Below are 15,646 nucleotides of genomic sequence, written 5' to 3'. Positions count from 1 at the left end.
TCGGCCATGAGATGCGCTATGCCCCTTCGGTCGTGCCGCAGAGTATCAGCCTCGCGAACGACCTCGCATTCGCCCTTGCAGAGGACGACGAGGGGGTCGAACTCTCGGTGCCAGCACCGGCAGGGCCGGGGTCCTTCTGGTCAGTGCCCGGAGGTGACACAGGCCTCGGGAAGGTCCTGGTCGACCCTGAGAACGGGGAGATCAGGGGGGTCTGGGCGGCCTCGCCGGGCGCCGGGATCATCGCCACCTACATGGCCGAGGCTATCAGGCACAGGCGTACGGTCGACGACTTCCGGGACCTCATCGAGGTCCACCCCCTCGCTGACGGGGTCCACGGCCTGATACCTGCGGCCGCAGATCTCTTGAAAAAAAGGAAGAGAGAATAAGGCATTCACACTTCAGAATATTTTTTTGACGGTTCCAAGGATGGGGCCAGAACCGGGTTTGAATAGAACACGGGAACAGCACCAAAGAGCACTCCTGCAGGCATGTCACCACCCCCTCAGCCACAACGTTAATGAATGGCCGCACCAGTCCTCCACCGGTGAAAAACATGGCGACGATCGTACATTTTGACCTGCCTGCCGAAGACCTCGAACGAGCGAAGACCTTTTATTCCAGCCTTTTTGGATGGAACTTTGAACTGGTTCCCGGCGGGACAGACTATTACCTGATCAGCACCACAACCGAAGACGGGTCCCCGGGCATTGGCGGCGGCATGGGAAAGCGAGGGATGCCGGACCAGAAAATCACCAGTTATATCGGGGTTTCATCCGTCAACTCGTACCTCGTCGACGTGGTCCGCCTCGGCGGAAAGGTGCTGCTCCCGAAAACGGTCGTTCAGAAATTCGGGTATCTTGCCGTTTGCGAGGATACAGAGGGGAACACGTTCGGGCTCTGGGAGGAGAATCCAGAAGCGGAATGATAAAAAGTGAGGGGAATTGCGGGAGGCGACCGTCAGCGCGTCCTCTCGTTGATCCGATCGACCACCGCCTCGCCGACCTGCACCGTCGAGGCCGTGCCGCCGAGGTCGGGGGTCCGGACGCCCGCCGCAAGGACGGCGTCCACGGCCGCATCCACCGCGGCCGCACCTTCCCTGTCGCCTGCATGGGCGAGGAGCATCGCCGCACTCCGGATCGCAGCCACCGGGTTTGCGATGCCCTTCCCCGCAATATCGGGCGCCGAACCGTGGACAGGTTCTAAGAGGGCGTGACTGTCGCCGATGTTCGCCGAGGGGAGGGTGCCGAGGCCGCCGACGAGCGCCCCCGCCGCGTCGGAGAGGATATCACCAAAGATGTTCGTCGTCACGATGACGCCGTAACGGGAGGGGTGCATCAGCACGTCAAGGCAGAGTGCGTCGATGAACTTCTCCTCCCATGCCACCTCTGCGGCCTCCGCCTCCTCGATGGCGCAGCGACGGAAGAGGGTGTCTGACTTCAGGACATTCGCCTTTGTCCCGATGGTGAGTCGATCCCCCTTCGCAAGACCCGCCGCAAAGCGTGCAATCCGCCTGCTCCCCCTCTCGGTGACGACCCGGAGGGTGCAGTACGACCCCGGCAGTTCCCACTCGATCCCGGAGTACAGTCCCTCGGTGTTCTCCCGCACGATCGTGAGGTCGACACCGGGACCCCGCACCGGCCGGACATTCGCATACAGGTCGAGGTCCTTTCTCATCTGTACGAGCACGCTCCTGTATGCCGGGTCGGGGGGCGTGGTCACCGCACCGAAGAGGATGGCATCGGCCTCTCCAAGGGCCCGCATCTCCTCAGGGCCGATGGCCGACCCGCACCTCTGCCAGCGGCCGTAGCCGACCTCGACAGGGAAGTAGTCCCAGTCCGGGTGGAGGCGACGGAGGACCGCCCCGGCCACCGGGACGACCTCCTGCCCTATCCCGTCACCGGGGACGACCGCGACCTTCATGCTCCCGCCACCCGGCGACCGCATTCCTGAGGACCGTATCGATGGTATGGGGCGCCGCACCCCAGTGGACGACACCGCCGAACTTCCCGTTCCATTCGCCGACACCCTCGCGCTCTGAGCGGCAACACCTGGCGATGAACGGTTCTTCCGCAACCTGCGTCAGGGGACATATCTCGGTGATCTCCACCCCGTCCCCGTAGTTCTCGGAACAGAGTTGCTTCGCCGTGAGGCACCCGGCTACATGCTCCGTCCCTGCAAGGGGGTCGGCATCCAGGGTCCGGTCGAAACCACCGGCACGGCAGGGGTAGACCTCGGCCTCCGTCTCCCTGATGTCCCTGATATGATATTCGAAACTTATGCCAAGGTCGCCGAAAAGCCCGACACCTTCGAGTTCTTTCAGGATCGCCGCAAGATGGGGGCGCGGCGGGATGATGTCATAGACATGCACGGTCAGGAGCGATTCCGGGTCAGGGTCGAGGACAAAGGTCCGCGACTCGTCGGGACTCCGGAAGATGGTGCACCGGTGGCCCGAGGCCGCCGCAAGACTGATCAGGCGCGACCGGTCATTGAAGTTCACCGGATCAGGATACAGAAATGTCTCGTCGGACCTCGCGAGCACCCATGTCGCCGCGACATCACGCATCAGTCCCTCTCCATCGGCAGGTTTCACCGACAGGACCTCGTAGCCTTCGGGGGTCTCCCGGATCAGCCACCGGGAGAGGAAATAGACCTTTTCTCCGAGGGGCCTCGCACTCGCAAGGCCCACGTATTTACACTCTTCAGGAAATATCATCCATGGCCTCCGCTGAGATAGGGGACAAGACCCCCTGACCGGAGGATCTCTCGCATCCGCGGGGAGAGAGGACGGAGCGGGCGGCGGGTCCCACCAGCTTCGATCCATCCCTCGTCGAGGTCGAAGCGCACCGCCTCGCCCTCATGGCAGGGGATCTCGCACTCAAGCACCAAGAGTCCTATATTGACGGCGTTCCTGAAGAAGATTCTGGCAAAGGTCGGGGCGGCGACGGCGACGACGCCCGCCTCCTTCAGGGCGACCGCCGCCTGCTCCCGAGACGACCCGCACCCGAAATTCGGGCCCGCAACAATGACCGCCCCGGCAAGGCGCCCGGCAAGGGTGGGGTCGAGGTCCTCGAAGACATGAGCCGCCCAGACAGACCTGTCCTTCGTCCGCAGGTATCGCCCTGCGATGATAAGGTCGGTGTCGATGTCCCGGCCGAGGCAGACGGCATGTCCTTCGCCCTTCACAGGCACCCCTCCGGGGACCGGATCTCGCCGGCAAGGGCGGTCGCCGCGGCGGTCTGGGGCGAGGCCAGGTAGATCTCGCCGCCGACGCCCATCCTGTTCCTGAAGTTCCGGTTCGCGGTCGAGAGGCAGACCTCTCCTTCCCCGATCACACCCATATGGGCGCCGAGACAGGGGCCGCACCCGGGCGTCCCGACGGCGCACCCGGCCTCGATGAGTGCGGGGAGCACCCAGGTCGAGGCCGCACGGGTGAGCACGGCCCGAGACGCCGGGACGACGACGGTCCTCACCGTCACCTTCTTCCCCCGCACGATGCGGGCGAAGGCCTCCAGGTCCTCGTAGCGCCCGCAGGTGCAGGTGCCCAGGAAGACCTGATCCACGGCCAGACCCTCTTTCTCGGCCACCGGGCATACAGTATCAACCCGCGGCGGCAGGGCAAGGAGGGGTTCGATATCCCCGAGGTCGAGAGTGACCTCCTGCCGGTATCCATCGACAGGCGTCTGCTCCTCCACTGCATGGCCGAACCCGGCGAGGTACTCCCGCGTCACCGCGTCGGCATAGAACATCCCGGCCTTCGCACCTGTCTCCACCGCCATGTTGGAGAGGGTGAGGCGGTCGGCCATCGAGAGTCCCCCTGCCCCCTCGCCGACGAACTCGAGGGCACGGTAGGTCGCACCGTCCATGCCGAGGGCAGAGACATAGGCAAGGGCGACGTCCTTTGCCGCGGCCGCACCGGTGAGGGCGCCATCCAGAAAGACGCCGGTCGTCTCCGGCACCCTGAACCAGGTCTCGCCCGTCGCCCAGATACCGGCCATGTCTGTCGCCCCGACACCCGTCGCAAAGGCGCCGAAGGCCCCGAGGGTGCAGGAGTGCGAGTCCGCCCCGACAATCACCTCGCCGGGCAGGGCATACCCTTCAGCCATCACCTGGTGGCAGACGCCACCGCCGACGTCGGAGAGGTGCATCCCCTGCTGCCGGGCAAAGACCCGCAACTCCTTCTGGAGGTCGGCGGTCAGGGAGGTGTTTGCCGGGACGATGTGGTCGAAGATGAGGTACCTGTGGTCCGGGTCGGGGAAGGCCCCTGTCCCGATCGAGAGCCAGGCCTCCCGCGCCAGGACGCCGGTGCCGTCATGGGCATAGGCCCGGTCCACCCGGCGGTCGACGTACTCCCCGGCAGGCGCCCCAAGGATCTCCTCGGCAAGAGTGCCCATCAGACCGCTCCTTTCTGTGCGGCGCAGAGGATCTCCTGGAGGACTTCGGGTGTCACCGTGCACTTCGCCTCGCTCCGCCTCTTCACCTCGGCAAGGACCCAGGAGATCCCGGCGTCGTCGAGGTCGTAGCCGAGGGAGGAGGCGACATGCTCGATCGCGTGCCTGCCCGTGTGCTTGCCGAGGATGAACGTCCTCGACGCACCGACAAGGGAGGGGCGCACGTACTCGTAGGTCTCGGGTTCCCTGAGGATCGCGGCGATGTGAATGCCACTCTCGTGGGCGAAGGCATGGGCGCCCACGACCGCCTTGTTCTTCGCGACCGCGATCCCCGAGGCTCTCTCGACCCTCTCGGAGAGTCTCTGGAGGTGAGAGAGGTCGTACCTGTTGATCCCGGCCTTCATGGCCAGGACGACGAGCACCTCTTCAAGGGCGGCGTTCCCGGCCCTCTCGCCGAGGCCGTTGACCGTGGTGTGGAGCTGGAAAGCACCGTTTGCAGCGGCCGTGATGGTGTTTGCGGTGGCGCACCCGAGGTCGTCGTGGCAGTGGATGCAGATGGGCGTGTCGATGGCGGCCGCGACCTGGCGCACCCGCTCCCCGACCTCGGAGGGGGTCATGCACCCGACCGTGTCGGCAAAGGTGACGAGGTCGGCACCGGCATCGGTGACCTGCCTGTACGCCTGTATGAGGTCAGGGAGAGAGGTCCGGGAGGCGTCTTCGGCACCGAACCTGACGGCGACGCCGTGGTCGTGGGCGTACTCGATCATGGCACAGGCCTCGGCAAGGACTTCCTCACGCCTCTTGCCGTACTTCATCCTGATATGGAGGTCTGAAGTGGCCGCAAATATGCCGATCATGTCCACGCCGCAGTCGAGGGCGGCGTCGATGTCATACTTTTTTGCCCGGGCGAGTGCACAGATCCGGGCGTCGAGGCCCATACCGCAGATCTCCCGCACCGCCGCCTTCTCGTTCTTTGAAACCGCCGGGAAACCGGCTTCGATCACCTCGACGCCGACAGCGTCAAGGGTCTGTGCGATCTCCTTCTTCTCTTCGCAATTAAACGATACACCCGGCGTCTGCTCACCGTCACGGAGCGTGACGTCACATATCTCAACATTCCACTTTTTCATGACTCTCACCTCCGGGGCATACCCCGGTGACGACCACCGTCGTTGGCTTCCCGGCGGGCACGATCAGCCGCGCCAGTCCGGCCAGGTCGTCGGCGCGACAGACTGCCGGTCCGGCCCAGTCGAGATACCTCTCCACCCCGGTCACCTCCTGGCCACCGACCATGCCCATGCGCCTGTTCTCAAGGACGATACAGAGGAGGGGGAGGCCCTTCTCATAGACGTCGATCAGTGCGTTTATGCCGGAGTGCAGGAGCCCGTAGTCCCCTATCAGGGCGACTCCCGTGCTCCGCGCCCCCACCGCCACCGCAGACCCGAGGCCGTAACTCGCAGTACCGATCCTGTATGGGGGATTTGTCGCGAGGAGGGAGCACCCCGCATCGACCGCGGGCCGCATCCCTCTTTCGGCAAGGAGGGAGAGGAGCGGGCGGTAGGGGCAGTGCCGGCAGAGGGTCCGGCAGAACCCCCGGTCGGCAAAACGCTCCGGTTCCCCAAAGGGCGCAGGCACCGGCGGGATTGCGACCCTGACACCTTTCGGGGCCTGGCGGCCCGCATACTCCGCAGAAACCTGCATGGCCCTCTCCCACCTGCCCCGCATCGTCAGCGCGGGTTCCGCGAGGGCGCCCGCACCCCTCCCCCCGCGGAGGGTGGGGGGGGTCGTCACCGGGGCGTCAAGGACCTCAGGCGTCACCCGCAGGACCGCAACCCGCGACATCTCCTCGGAGAGGGCGAAGGCCTCTTCAACTGCGGCAGGGAGGGCATCGGGCACGTCGGCCTCGACGAACGGCACCATCGCCAGGGGGCCGAAGTGGCGGGAGTCCTCCCCGACCTGCGAGGCGCGGGCAAGAAGGTCGTCCCCGACGACGACGACGACGCCCCCCACAACACCCTGTGCCGTCGCCTGCACGAGGGGGTCCGCGAGGATGTTCATACCGACGTGCTTCACGATCACCGCTGCGCGCCTGCCAGAAAGGGAGTCGCCGAGGGCGTACTCGAGAGCGACCTTCTCGTTCATGCAGACCTCAGCACCGGCCCGCACAGCACACCCGGTCACAGGATAGCCCGGCACCGTGTACAGTTCGTCAGCCGCCCCGGAAAGAGCGAGAGCGAGCACCTCCTCGCCGTCCATCCTCTAGTCCCTCCCGGGCACGAGGTCGCAGCCCGTGCATGCCGCACACATAGTCAGCGCCTCTTTCGCGTCGAGGCCGGCGGTTGCCATCTCCTCTCGTGCGATCGCGTACAGTTTGAGCAACCTCTCTGCCGACGGGCGCCTGAAGTGCGCGAGACCGGCCGACGGGGTGAGAGGCCGGAGGACCGGGATCACCCCGGTCGAGCAGAGTCTCCTGACAGCCGCTGCCATCTCCTCGTCGCTCTCCCCGAGGCCGACGATAACATTGCTCTGGACATGGTTCTTCCCGAAGAGGCGCACCGACTCTTCGAGCACCTCCCAGACGAGGTTCCACTCAAGGCCAGGGCACATCTCCGCAAAGAGACCGGGTGTCGCCGCCTCAAGGTTGAACTTTACCTCGGTGGCCCCGGCCTCCTTCAGGAGACGGGGGGAGTCGCGCGTCGGGTAGATGGAGACCCCGATAGGGAGGCCGAAGGGGACGAGGGCCCTCACCACCTCAAGTGTGCGTCTCTCCTCCTCCGCGATGCTCCCGGCCACACCGCTTGTCAGGGAGATCGCGTCGATCCTCCCGAGGACGGACCTCACCATAGCCACGACCTCCTCCGCGCTCTTCGTCCTCCCCGCATGACCGGGGACGGCGCAGTACCGGCAGGAGAAGATGCAGGAGGAGGTGAGGGTGATGAAGGCCTGCCGTGGGCAATGGAAGCCGGGCACCTCAAGGACGCCTCGCACCATCTCCCCGCGGAAAGGGATGGTCGCGTTTCCCTTGCCCTCGTGGATGAGGGTGAGTTCGGCATGGGGATCCACAGAAAGACGGACTCTCATACCATCGACGGAAAAAAAGACGGAGCCCTCGCCGCCGGCGCCGGGCCCCGCGGTGGAGGAGGAGAGGTACTTATCGGGGGGGACGCCCACGGCCTTCACCTTTCCCGCGGCAAGGAGTGCGGCTTTCAGCCTCAGCCTTTCCACAGGGCAATCGCCTCCTCGTAGTCGGTGTAGAAGGGGATCGACGCCACCGCACCGATAAGGCCGTGACCGTTCATCACGACCCTGACCTCGCCGAGGACGGCCTCGAGGTCGGTCCACGACACCTTCCCCTTCTTCACCGCTTCACCGTATGCCCGCAGGGGCGACGGGTCGAAGCCGACGTACGCCGCCATCCCTGTCTCCTCGGAGAGGGTGTGGCGGCGGAGCAGGGCGGCGAACCGCTCGATGAGACCATCGGGGTCGGACGACGCAAACTCCACCGCACAGGCAACGCAGTTCTTCGTCCTCTCCGGCACCGGATACAACTGGACGATCGTGTGGGAGAGGTACACCGAAGACTCATCGGCGACAGCCTTTGCAATGTTGTGGACGAGGGTCCAGGTCGCCCCCTCCTCGGCGGTGTCGGTGTCGTCGACACCGATGACCACCCGCTCGCGCCGCGGCAGCCAGATCGTCGACCCTGCCAGTTTGCCGCCGCCGGACTCGTCGCACGACGCCCTGATCACCCCGCCGCCGCGGGCGCGGCAGGCCGAGGCCCCGACACCGCCGCCGCCCATGCCGAGATAGGTGACCGCGATCTCGTCGCCCTCTACCGCGGCGCCCGCGATTCCCGCGGGAAAGCGGGAACCCTCCAGGGGAAGGTGGACACACCCCGCCCTGAGGACGTACCGTGTCGTCGCCCCCACCGTCCTTGCGGAGACGACGAGCGGGCTCTGTGCATAGTGACGGCGGACCCAGTGTGCCCCGCCGAGGCAGTCGAAGAACTCGACCAGTTCGATCCGGCTCCCTTCGTCGTCGGCGACCGCCGCGATCAGGGGGTACGCCACCACATAGGGGTCTGTAAGACCCTCAGACCCTGCCGCCCGGTTGCTCTCCATACAGTCCTGCCGCCTCCACGCCGCGGTTGCCCCAGAGCACCGCACCGAACGCACCTATCCGCCCTTTGCCAGCGGCGGAGTCAATAAAGGTGACGCCAATGCGCTCTGCCTCGGCCTCCACGTCCGCCTGCGTCACCAGGTCGGTCTTGATCTTCTTCACATACTCCGAGTCAGGGAGACAGAGACCGCGGTAGTAGGCGATCCCGGTGTCGCCCGAGACTGCATGCTCCTCGATATACTCCTTCACGAAGGCGAGGAGAGGTTCCACAGAACCGGGGCGTACGGCAAAGTTCAGCACCGAACCGACGCAGTTCGTCGTCTTTTCCGGTGCCGCCGGGTTGAGTTGGACGAGTCGCATATTAAGGTACTCTGCTCCAGCAACTCTGCACGCTTCGGCACACTTCAGGGCGAGCACCCAGGTGGCGCCCTCCTCCTTCGTGTCTGTGTCGTCGATCCCGATGGTCAGTTTCTCGTACTTCGGGGTGACAATCCGTACCTTGCAGACCCGTGCTCCCCCGATGTGGAGGTCCTCCTCGGTCGGATACTCGGCCCGGATCACGCCGGGAGCCTGCGGAAGGCAGGCGGCGACGCCGACACCGGCACCAGCGATCCCTGCCCAGGAGGTGACGATCTCGTCGCCCTGCACCTCGACACCCTCCAGCGCCTGGCCACCGATCTCCTGCCCTGCCGCACCGAAGTTCGCCTCGTACTTCCCGAGGCGGGCAAGCATCGTCATCGAGGACCCCTGCACCTCCGCGGAGGAGAGGGCGCCGCAAGCACGCCGCCTGTTCATCATGTCCCACTCGATCGTGCCGCGGTGACGGCAGGTCTCCAGGATCTCGGCCATGCCGGCCTGCTCGTCCACCATGACAATGAACTTCTCTGCAAAGAGCGACCCAAAGCGCTCTTTCACTTCTGCGGGAGTCAGCGTGATCATGATATACACCGAAAATTTCGTTGACGAAATATTCGGCGTCATTGAAGATAAAGGGATCGCCCCCCAGGGAGCACGAATGAGCAGGAGAAGAGTAGGGAGACCCTTTCACCCGATATGGGCATGAAAAACTCATACCGTCCTGCAGGAGGCGGGTGTCTTCAAGAGAGGTATCGGCCCTGCAAGACACTGCCCCTGTCAGATACTCCCGTATCGGTCTTCAATCAAAGGACCACACCCCCCTTCTCGGGCCGCATCGGGGGGATCCAGATACCCGGGCATATCGGAGTCCATTCACGAAACAGACCTTAATCCGACATGACCCAAAGGCCCCCAGTCAGCGATATGATCGGGAGGCATGCCTTCCCTCTCCCGCCACTCGCCCATGCCGGGGAAGGGACAGGAAAGAGGCCGGAAAATGTTCGGATCCGGTCACGTGAAATACGCCAATATAGGGCCATTTTTCGTGAATTGCCGGATTAAAAAGAGCCATATAACGAATAGGTCACCATGCGCGATGCTACCCGCTCCCCCTACCCGAAAGAGGCACAGATCACCTCGATAAAAACCACACCTACCCGCTCGCCCCTGCCGGAAACCACCCCATAACAGGAATATATCGCCCGGCGCAGGGGAGGAGACGAAAAAAAATTAGATGAGGTCCTTCAGCTCGAGCTTGAAGGGACCGAGGTTGCCGCCGAAGTTACCGGCACTGATGAAGACGACACCCGGGACCTTGGTCGCGGCCTTGACGCCCGCAGACATCGCGTTCTTCACGCTCTCCTCGTCCACACCGTCGATGACGATCTCGTAGATCGCCTTGACGCCCTCGGGTACCTTCGAGTCCTCGACCTTCTCCCTGAGAGTCGGGCAGTACTTCTCGTTGGTGCTCGCCACCATGAACTTGTACTTGCTCCCGACCTTCGAGCCGGAGGCGACAATGCCGCCAGGGAAGGAGGTAATGACACCGCTGACCCCGGCGATCGCGTCGACCGCTGCCTGGGCACCCATAAGCGCGGCCATCTGGTTCTCGCCCATCACGAAGAAGTTCCCGCCGGCAACGCCCTTGACAATGCCGAAGTCCTCCTCGCCGACGTACTCGCCGTTCATAACCGGGATCACCCAGCACTTCCTGCCGCCGACCTCCTTCTGGTACTCGTAGCCGTCGCCGAAGAAGTGGAGTTTCACTGCGATACGCTCCTCGGCCTCAGGCAGACCATCGAAGACCGCGGTCGTCGGGGCGGTGAGGACGCACTCGGAAAGTCTCTCGACGACCTGCGCCTTCAGCTTCTTCTTGCCGGCACAGATCAGGATCGCATAGCCCGGCCTTCCGTCCGGGGTCTCTTCGGCCGGGACAAAGCCCTCGATGCCCGCCTCACAGGGGCACCCGATGGCCGAGGTCGCAAAACCAGTCGCCTCAACGGCTGCATTGTATGCGTATTTCTTGGTTACTGCAGTGATGATGACCCGGGAGACCCAGGTCGGAAACGCCTCTGCGTACGTATCGTCGATGGTCACACCATTTAAATCCATGTTTGCACCTCAGATGCAGAGTCGCAGGACAATTTCCTGCCTTCTCTACTCTGTTACAGAATGCAACAGGCGAATAGAAGAAGATTTCTAATTCTCCTGCCCACCGGCAATGGTAGTCGATGCGAAAGAGCGCACCTTCTCATGCAACCTCCACGCGCCGGCAATCAAGGCGAGGTGCAACGGAGGGGCGTTTAATCAGAGCTACAAATTAACATATTGGCATTGCCCGGCGCAGGATATGGATTTTTTTGGGTGCTTTCTTTCAGAAAGTTTATCTATATTATTTGACAACTCTTTCATAATCGATTTTCAATCGAGATAGCTGGTGCGTGAAACCATGGCATTTGCAGTGCACGTAAACATGGAACGTTGTACCGGTTGTAACAATTGTGTGGTCGCGTGCCCCGTAGACGCACTCGAGCTCAACACCGTGGATCCTGCTACCACGGAGAAGATCTACAAGGTGATGAACGGCAAGGCAACTGTCCTTGACGTTGATCACGAGCTCTGCGCCGGATGCGGCGTTTGCGTCGAAGCATGCCCATACAATGTGATACGGCTGGTCGTAGGACCAATGCAGTCCGGGCCCGGTGCCCAGACAAAAGCATAAGGAGTGAGGGTTATTCATGGCGATATTTCCAAAATTCTCCAAAAAGAGAGATGGTGTCAACATCATCAATGAACAGCGGCTCCTTCAGGCAGTCAATCACCTGATCCTTGACAGCCAGAGGTGCACGGGCTGCGGCATCTGCGCCGAGTCCTGCCCCGAGGACGCCATTACTGTCAGCATGGTCGGAGCGACCAAGAGAAAGAACGCAATCGACTACGCCGCCCCCGTCAACATTGACGAAGTCAAGTGTTCGTACTGTGGCGTCTGCGTCGTTATGTGCCCGTTCAACTCGCTGACACTGAAGATCGACGGCGAAGAGAGACTCCCCATCGTCGAGAAGGAGGGTTTCCCGCAGTACGACATGCTCGCCAAGATCGACGACGAAAAGTGCGTGCGGTGCACGACCTGTGAAGACGTCTGCCCGCGTGACGCAATCGACCGCGACGTCCCGGCATTCGAGGGAACCGTCGAAGACGGCCGCAAGCGCCAGACCGCACTGACCACCAAGACCACCTTCGAGGTCGACACCGAGAAGTGTACGGTCTGCGGCATCTGCGGATCGCTCTGCCCGGCCATCGACGTCAAGCGCAAGGCTTTCAGCGCCGAAAACGGCAAGGTCGAGGGCGACGTCATCTGGGACGAGAAACTCTGCGACGCCTGCAAGGTCTGTGTCGAGGCCTGCCCCGAAGAGGCCATCACCGTCAACCGCGAGGTTGAGGCGAAGAAGCTCCCCGGCAAGGTCGACATCATCGAAGACGACTGCTGCACCTGCCGCTGGTGCGCAACGAACTGCCCGACCGAGGCAATCACCGTCGAGAAGATCTTCACCGGCGATATCGAATTCCACGCCGAGAAGTGCCCCGGCGGTTGCTCGACCTGTGCCGAGATCTGCCCGGCCCATGCAATTTATCTCCCGTCCCCGTCCCCCGCAGCCCAGATGAAGGGCCAGAAGGAGGCAAACATCGCCGTCAACAAGGACCTCTGCATCCTCTGCGGCGCATGTGTCAACGCCTGCCCCGGCGAGGACATTATCGTCCTGAAGAGAACGGGCATCCGGATGAAGGGCAAGGAAACCGACCTCTTCAACAGGATCAAGGCAAAGCTCTTCACCCCGCGGACCTCCAAGGTCAAAGAGGACGTAAAGCCGGGAGAAGTGGAACTCAAGGCCCTTGAACACGCGTGAGGTAGTGACATGGTAAAAGGATATTCTGACCCTGCAATGGAAGAAAAATTCCAGGACAGGTATTTCCACACAACGGACAGCAATCCTGAATTCCTCAAGGACGTGGAGAAGCTCTCCCGCTCGATCCCGCACATGTGCTTCCAGTGCGGTACCTGCACGGGCTCCTGCCCCTCGGCCCCCCGCTCGAGCTACCGGATCCGGAAGTTCGTCCGCCGTGCCGTCCTCGGGCTTGAGAAAGAGGCACTCACCGACCCTGACCTGTGGCTCTGCACCACCTGCTACAGCTGCACCGACCGCTGCCCGCGCGACATTGCCCCGACCGACGTTATCATGGCAATGCGCAACCTTGCATTCAAGTGGGACATCGTCCCGAGGAACTTCCTCAAGACGATCCAGCTCATCTACAAGACCGGCCACGGTGTGCCAAACAATGACGTGAACCGGGCAGCCCGCCTGAAGTTGGGCCTTGAGGCCGAACCTGAAACCACCCACAAGTACCCCGAGTACCTGCCGGGTATTAGGAAAATCATGGACCACTACCATATGAAAGAGATTGCAGACAGGATCCTCTCAGAGGGTGAACACTGATGCATCAGTATGCCTTTTTCCTGGGTTGTATCGCACCAAACCGCTATCCTGGGTGTGAGGCTGCCGCCATCAAGACGAGCGAGAAACTCGGCATTGAGCTCCTCCCCCTGAAGGGTGCGAGCTGCTGCCCGGCACCCGGCGCATTCGGCGCTGTGGACCTGAACGTCTGGTATGCGATGGCCGCACGGAACATCGTCCTGGCCGAGCAGATGAACAAGGACATCGCCCTCATCTGCAACGGTTGCTACAAGTCGATCTACGAAGTCAACGAGCGTCTCAAGCACGACGACGAACTCCGTGACGGCGTTAACGAAGTCCTCGCCGAGATCGACATGGAATACAAGGGCTCGATCGACGTCTACCACCTCGCCGAGATCTACGCAGACAAGAAGGTCTGCGGACCCGACAAGATCCGCGAGTCTGTCGTCAGGCCCCTCGACGGCACGAAGGTCGCCGTCCACTACGGCTGCCACCTCCTCAAGCCTATCAAGGAACGCCGGTTCACCGACGCCGAGAACCCGATGTGGATGGAAGAACTCGTCGCCGCCCTCGGCGCTGAGCCGGTCCAGTACCGCAACAAGATGGAGTGCTGCGGTGCAGGCGGCGGTGTCCGTGGCTTCGACCTCGCCCACTCACTGGACATCACGAACGAGAAGCTGACCAATATCAACGAGGCAGGCGCCGATGCGATCACAGAAGTCTGTCCGTTCTGCCAGCTCCAGTTCGACCGCGGCCAGATCGAGATCGGCGAGAAGTTCGGTATCGAGTGGCACATCCCGGTGCTCCACTACAACGAACTGCTGGGCCTTGCCCAGGGAATGAGTCCGCAGGAACTTGCACTCGACCTCCACGCTATCGACTGCAAGCCGTTCCTGGACAAGATACTGTAAGGGAGGAAAATACATGGCAGAAGAGAAGAAACAGCCAAGAATTGGTGTATTCGTGTGCCACTGCGGCACCAACATCGCCGGATCCATCGACGTGGAGGCCGTCAAGGACTACGCGAAGACCCTCCCCGGTGTCATCGTCGCCGACGACTACCAGTACATGTGCTCGACGCCCGGCCAGTCGAAGATCGTCAACGCCATCAAGGAGCACGACCTCAACGGCATCGTCGTCGCCGCATGCACGCCCCGTCTCCACGAACCGACCTTCAGGACGGCCACGAAAGAGGGCGGCCTGAACCCGTTCAGGTTCGAGATGGCAAACATCCGTGACCAGAACTCGTGGGTCCACATGCACGACCGCGAGGGCGCCACCGCCAAGGCAAAGGACTCCGTCAGGATCGCCGTCGCCAAGGCCGCACTCCTCGAAGACCTCTACCCGAAGAGCGTCCCCGTTGAGCACGCCGCGATGGTCGTCGGCGCAGGTGTCGGCGGTATCCAGGCCGCACTCGACCTTGCAAACGCCGGGATCAAGACCTACCTCATCGAGAAGACCCCGACAATCGGCGGGCGCATGTCCCAGCTCGACAAGACCTTCCCGACCCTTGACTGCTCCCAGTGCATCCTCACCCCGAAGATGGTGGATGTCGGGCGTCACCCGAACATCGAGCTCCACACCTACACAGAGGTCGAGGCCGTCGACGGTTACATCGGTAACTTCGACGTCACTCTCCGGACGAAGGCCCGCGGTGTCATGAACCCGACCGAAGCCGCTGCAAAGGGTATCGTCGGCGGCGGCTGCAACGGTTGCGGCGACTGCACGGCAGTCTGCCCGGTCATCAAGCCGAACCCGTTCGAGTTCGGCATGAAGCCGAGAAAGGCCATCTACGTCTACCACCCGCAGGTCGTCCCCCTGATCTACACGGTCGACTTCAACGCCTGTGTCAAGTGCGGTCTCTGTGTCGAGGCATGCGGTGAGAAGAAGGCCATCGACCTCGAGATGCAGGACACCTTCGAGACCGTCAAGGTCGGCACTGTCATCCTTGCGACCGGCTACGAAGCCTTCCCGATCGAGAAGAAGCGCGAGTGGGGTTACAAGCAGTTCGACAACGTCATCACCTCGCTCGAGTTCGAGCGTCTCATCTGTGCGTCCGGTCCGACCGGCGGTCACCTGATCCGCCCGTCCGACGGCAGGACCCCGATGAAGGTCGCCTTCATCCTCTGTGCAGGCTCCCGTGACAACACCGGTGTCGGCAAGCCGTACTGCAGCCGCTTCTGCTGCATGTACTCGCTCAAGCACGCCCACCAGGTCATGGAGAAGATCCCCGGATGCATCCCCTACATCTTCTACATGGACATCAGGTCCTTCGGCAAGATGTACGAGGAGTTCTACTACCGCATCCAG

Annotated in this window: 16 protein-coding genes and 1 pseudogene; 7 read left to right on the top strand and 10 right to left on the bottom strand. The window is 62.7% G+C overall.

The genetic code is table 11. The features are described from left to right. Nucleotides 1-386: pseudogene (locus Q0520_RS08325) on the top strand (NAD(P)/FAD-dependent oxidoreductase); the annotation flags it as partial. Between the two features lie 167 nt (nt 387-553). Then, entirely contained in the window at nt 554-925 is a 372-nt protein-coding gene (locus Q0520_RS08320; RefSeq protein WP_298668741.1) for a VOC family protein, read from the top strand. A gap of 32 nt (nt 926-957) precedes the next feature. On the opposite strand, the gene Q0520_RS08315 is transcribed toward Q0520_RS08320, so the two are convergent. The 10 genes from Q0520_RS08315 to fhcD form a co-directional block, all read right to left on the bottom strand. Then, complete coding sequence (locus Q0520_RS08315) at nt 958-1,920, bottom strand: isocitrate/isopropylmalate dehydrogenase family protein (protein ID WP_298668740.1); 963 nt, start codon at nt 1,918-1,920, stop codon at nt 958-960. Then, entirely contained in the window at nt 1,895-2,713 is an 819-nt protein-coding gene (locus Q0520_RS08310; protein WP_298668739.1) for a hypothetical protein, read from the bottom strand. The genes Q0520_RS08315 and Q0520_RS08310 overlap by 26 nt, the downstream gene beginning before the upstream one ends. Then, on the bottom strand, nt 2,710-3,183 hold the full coding sequence (locus tag Q0520_RS08305) for a 3-isopropylmalate dehydratase (protein ID WP_298668738.1): 474 nt from the start codon (nt 3,181-3,183) through the stop codon (nt 2,710-2,712). Before Q0520_RS08305 ends, Q0520_RS08310 begins: the two co-directional genes overlap by 4 nt. Next, entirely contained in the window at nt 3,180-4,391 is a 1,212-nt protein-coding gene (locus Q0520_RS08300) for a 3-isopropylmalate dehydratase/homoaconitate hydratase family large subunit (RefSeq protein ID WP_298668736.1), read from the bottom strand. Before Q0520_RS08300 ends, Q0520_RS08305 begins: the two co-directional genes overlap by 4 nt. Next, nucleotides 4,391-5,518: a homocitrate synthase family protein gene (locus tag Q0520_RS08295; RefSeq protein WP_298668734.1), complete on the bottom strand. Its 1,128-nt coding sequence runs from the start codon at nt 5,516-5,518 to the stop codon at nt 4,391-4,393. Before Q0520_RS08295 ends, Q0520_RS08300 begins: the two co-directional genes overlap by 1 nt. Next, a complete protein-coding gene (locus tag Q0520_RS08290; RefSeq protein ID WP_298668732.1) occupies nt 5,499-6,644 on the bottom strand; it encodes a thiamine pyrophosphate-dependent enzyme in 1,146 nt (381 codons plus the stop codon). Before Q0520_RS08290 ends, Q0520_RS08295 begins: the two co-directional genes overlap by 20 nt. A gap of 3 nt (nt 6,645-6,647) precedes the next feature. Further along, nucleotides 6,648-7,613, bottom strand: coding sequence for a radical SAM protein (locus Q0520_RS08285; RefSeq protein ID WP_298668730.1), 966 nt, complete (start codon nt 7,611-7,613; stop codon nt 6,648-6,650). Next, entirely contained in the window at nt 7,601-8,509 is a 909-nt protein-coding gene (gene mmp11, locus Q0520_RS08280) for a methanogenesis marker protein 11 (protein WP_298668728.1), read from the bottom strand. Before mmp11 ends, Q0520_RS08285 begins: the two co-directional genes overlap by 13 nt. Next, nucleotides 8,481-9,446 (bottom strand): tRNA(Ile2) 2-agmatinylcytidine synthetase, encoded by a 966-nt coding sequence (locus Q0520_RS08275; RefSeq protein ID WP_298668726.1) that lies wholly within the window; start codon nt 9,444-9,446, stop codon nt 8,481-8,483. The genes mmp11 and Q0520_RS08275 overlap by 29 nt, the downstream gene beginning before the upstream one ends. A gap of 648 nt (nt 9,447-10,094) precedes the next feature. Then, on the bottom strand, nt 10,095-10,976 hold the full coding sequence (fhcD, locus tag Q0520_RS08270) for a formylmethanofuran--tetrahydromethanopterin N-formyltransferase (RefSeq protein WP_298668724.1): 882 nt from the start codon (nt 10,974-10,976) through the stop codon (nt 10,095-10,097). A gap of 337 nt (nt 10,977-11,313) precedes the next feature. Between fhcD and Q0520_RS08265 the strand changes: the two genes are divergently transcribed. The 5 genes from Q0520_RS08265 to Q0520_RS08245 all read left to right on the top strand — a co-directional run. Next, entirely contained in the window at nt 11,314-11,586 is a 273-nt protein-coding gene (locus Q0520_RS08265; protein ID WP_298668722.1) for a 4Fe-4S binding protein, read from the top strand. A gap of 16 nt (nt 11,587-11,602) precedes the next feature. Continuing rightward, entirely contained in the window at nt 11,603-12,769 is a 1,167-nt protein-coding gene (locus Q0520_RS08260) for a 4Fe-4S binding protein (RefSeq protein ID WP_298668720.1), read from the top strand. Between the two features lie 9 nt (nt 12,770-12,778). Further along, complete coding sequence (hdrC, locus tag Q0520_RS08255) at nt 12,779-13,357, top strand: CoB--CoM heterodisulfide reductase subunit C (RefSeq protein ID WP_298668718.1); 579 nt, start codon at nt 12,779-12,781, stop codon at nt 13,355-13,357. Then, nucleotides 13,357-14,247, top strand: coding sequence for a CoB--CoM heterodisulfide reductase subunit B (gene hdrB / locus Q0520_RS08250; RefSeq protein WP_298668716.1), 891 nt, complete (start codon nt 13,357-13,359; stop codon nt 14,245-14,247). The genes hdrC and hdrB overlap by 1 nt, the downstream gene beginning before the upstream one ends. Nucleotides 14,248-14,260: 13 nt before the next feature. After that, on the top strand, nt 14,261-15,646 hold a 1,386-nt coding region (locus Q0520_RS08245; RefSeq protein ID WP_298668714.1), incomplete at its 3' end, for a CoB--CoM heterodisulfide reductase iron-sulfur subunit A family protein.

It is taken from the genome of uncultured Methanofollis sp. (assembly GCF_937919355.1).
Taxonomy (GTDB): domain Archaea; phylum Halobacteriota; class Methanomicrobia; order Methanomicrobiales; family Methanofollaceae; genus Methanofollis.
Note: the sequence above shows the minus strand (reverse complement) of the source record. Positions and strands in the feature narration are given on the sequence as shown.

Excerpts from the sequence above, each read along its gene's own strand:
- Q0520_RS08320 (WP_298668741.1), top strand. The coding sequence starts at position 554 with ATGGCGACGATCGTACATTTTGACCTGCCTGCCGAAGACCTCGAACGA.
- Q0520_RS08315 (WP_298668740.1), bottom strand. The coding sequence starts at position 1,920 with ATGAAGGTCGCGGTCGTCCCCGGTGACGGGATAGGGCAGGAGGTCGTC.
- Q0520_RS08310 (WP_298668739.1), bottom strand. The coding sequence starts at position 2,713 with ATGATATTTCCTGAAGAGTGTAAATACGTGGGCCTTGCGAGTGCGAGG.
- Q0520_RS08300 (WP_298668736.1), bottom strand. The coding sequence starts at position 4,391 with ATGGGCACTCTTGCCGAGGAGATCCTTGGGGCGCCTGCCGGGGAGTAC.
- Q0520_RS08295 (WP_298668734.1), bottom strand. The coding sequence starts at position 5,518 with ATGAAAAAGTGGAATGTTGAGATATGTGACGTCACGCTCCGTGACGGT.
- Q0520_RS08290 (WP_298668732.1), bottom strand. The coding sequence starts at position 6,644 with ATGGACGGCGAGGAGGTGCTCGCTCTCGCTCTTTCCGGGGCGGCTGAC.
- mmp11 (WP_298668728.1), bottom strand. The coding sequence starts at position 8,509 with ATGGAGAGCAACCGGGCGGCAGGGTCTGAGGGTCTTACAGACCCCTAT.
- Q0520_RS08275 (WP_298668726.1), bottom strand. The coding sequence starts at position 9,446 with ATGATCACGCTGACTCCCGCAGAAGTGAAAGAGCGCTTTGGGTCGCTC.
- fhcD (WP_298668724.1), bottom strand. The coding sequence starts at position 10,976 with ATGGATTTAAATGGTGTGACCATCGACGATACGTACGCAGAGGCGTTT.
- Q0520_RS08265 (WP_298668722.1), top strand. The coding sequence starts at position 11,314 with ATGGCATTTGCAGTGCACGTAAACATGGAACGTTGTACCGGTTGTAAC.
- Q0520_RS08260 (WP_298668720.1), top strand. The coding sequence starts at position 11,603 with ATGGCGATATTTCCAAAATTCTCCAAAAAGAGAGATGGTGTCAACATC.
- hdrC (WP_298668718.1), top strand. The coding sequence starts at position 12,779 with ATGGTAAAAGGATATTCTGACCCTGCAATGGAAGAAAAATTCCAGGAC.
- hdrB (WP_298668716.1), top strand. The coding sequence starts at position 13,357 with ATGCATCAGTATGCCTTTTTCCTGGGTTGTATCGCACCAAACCGCTAT.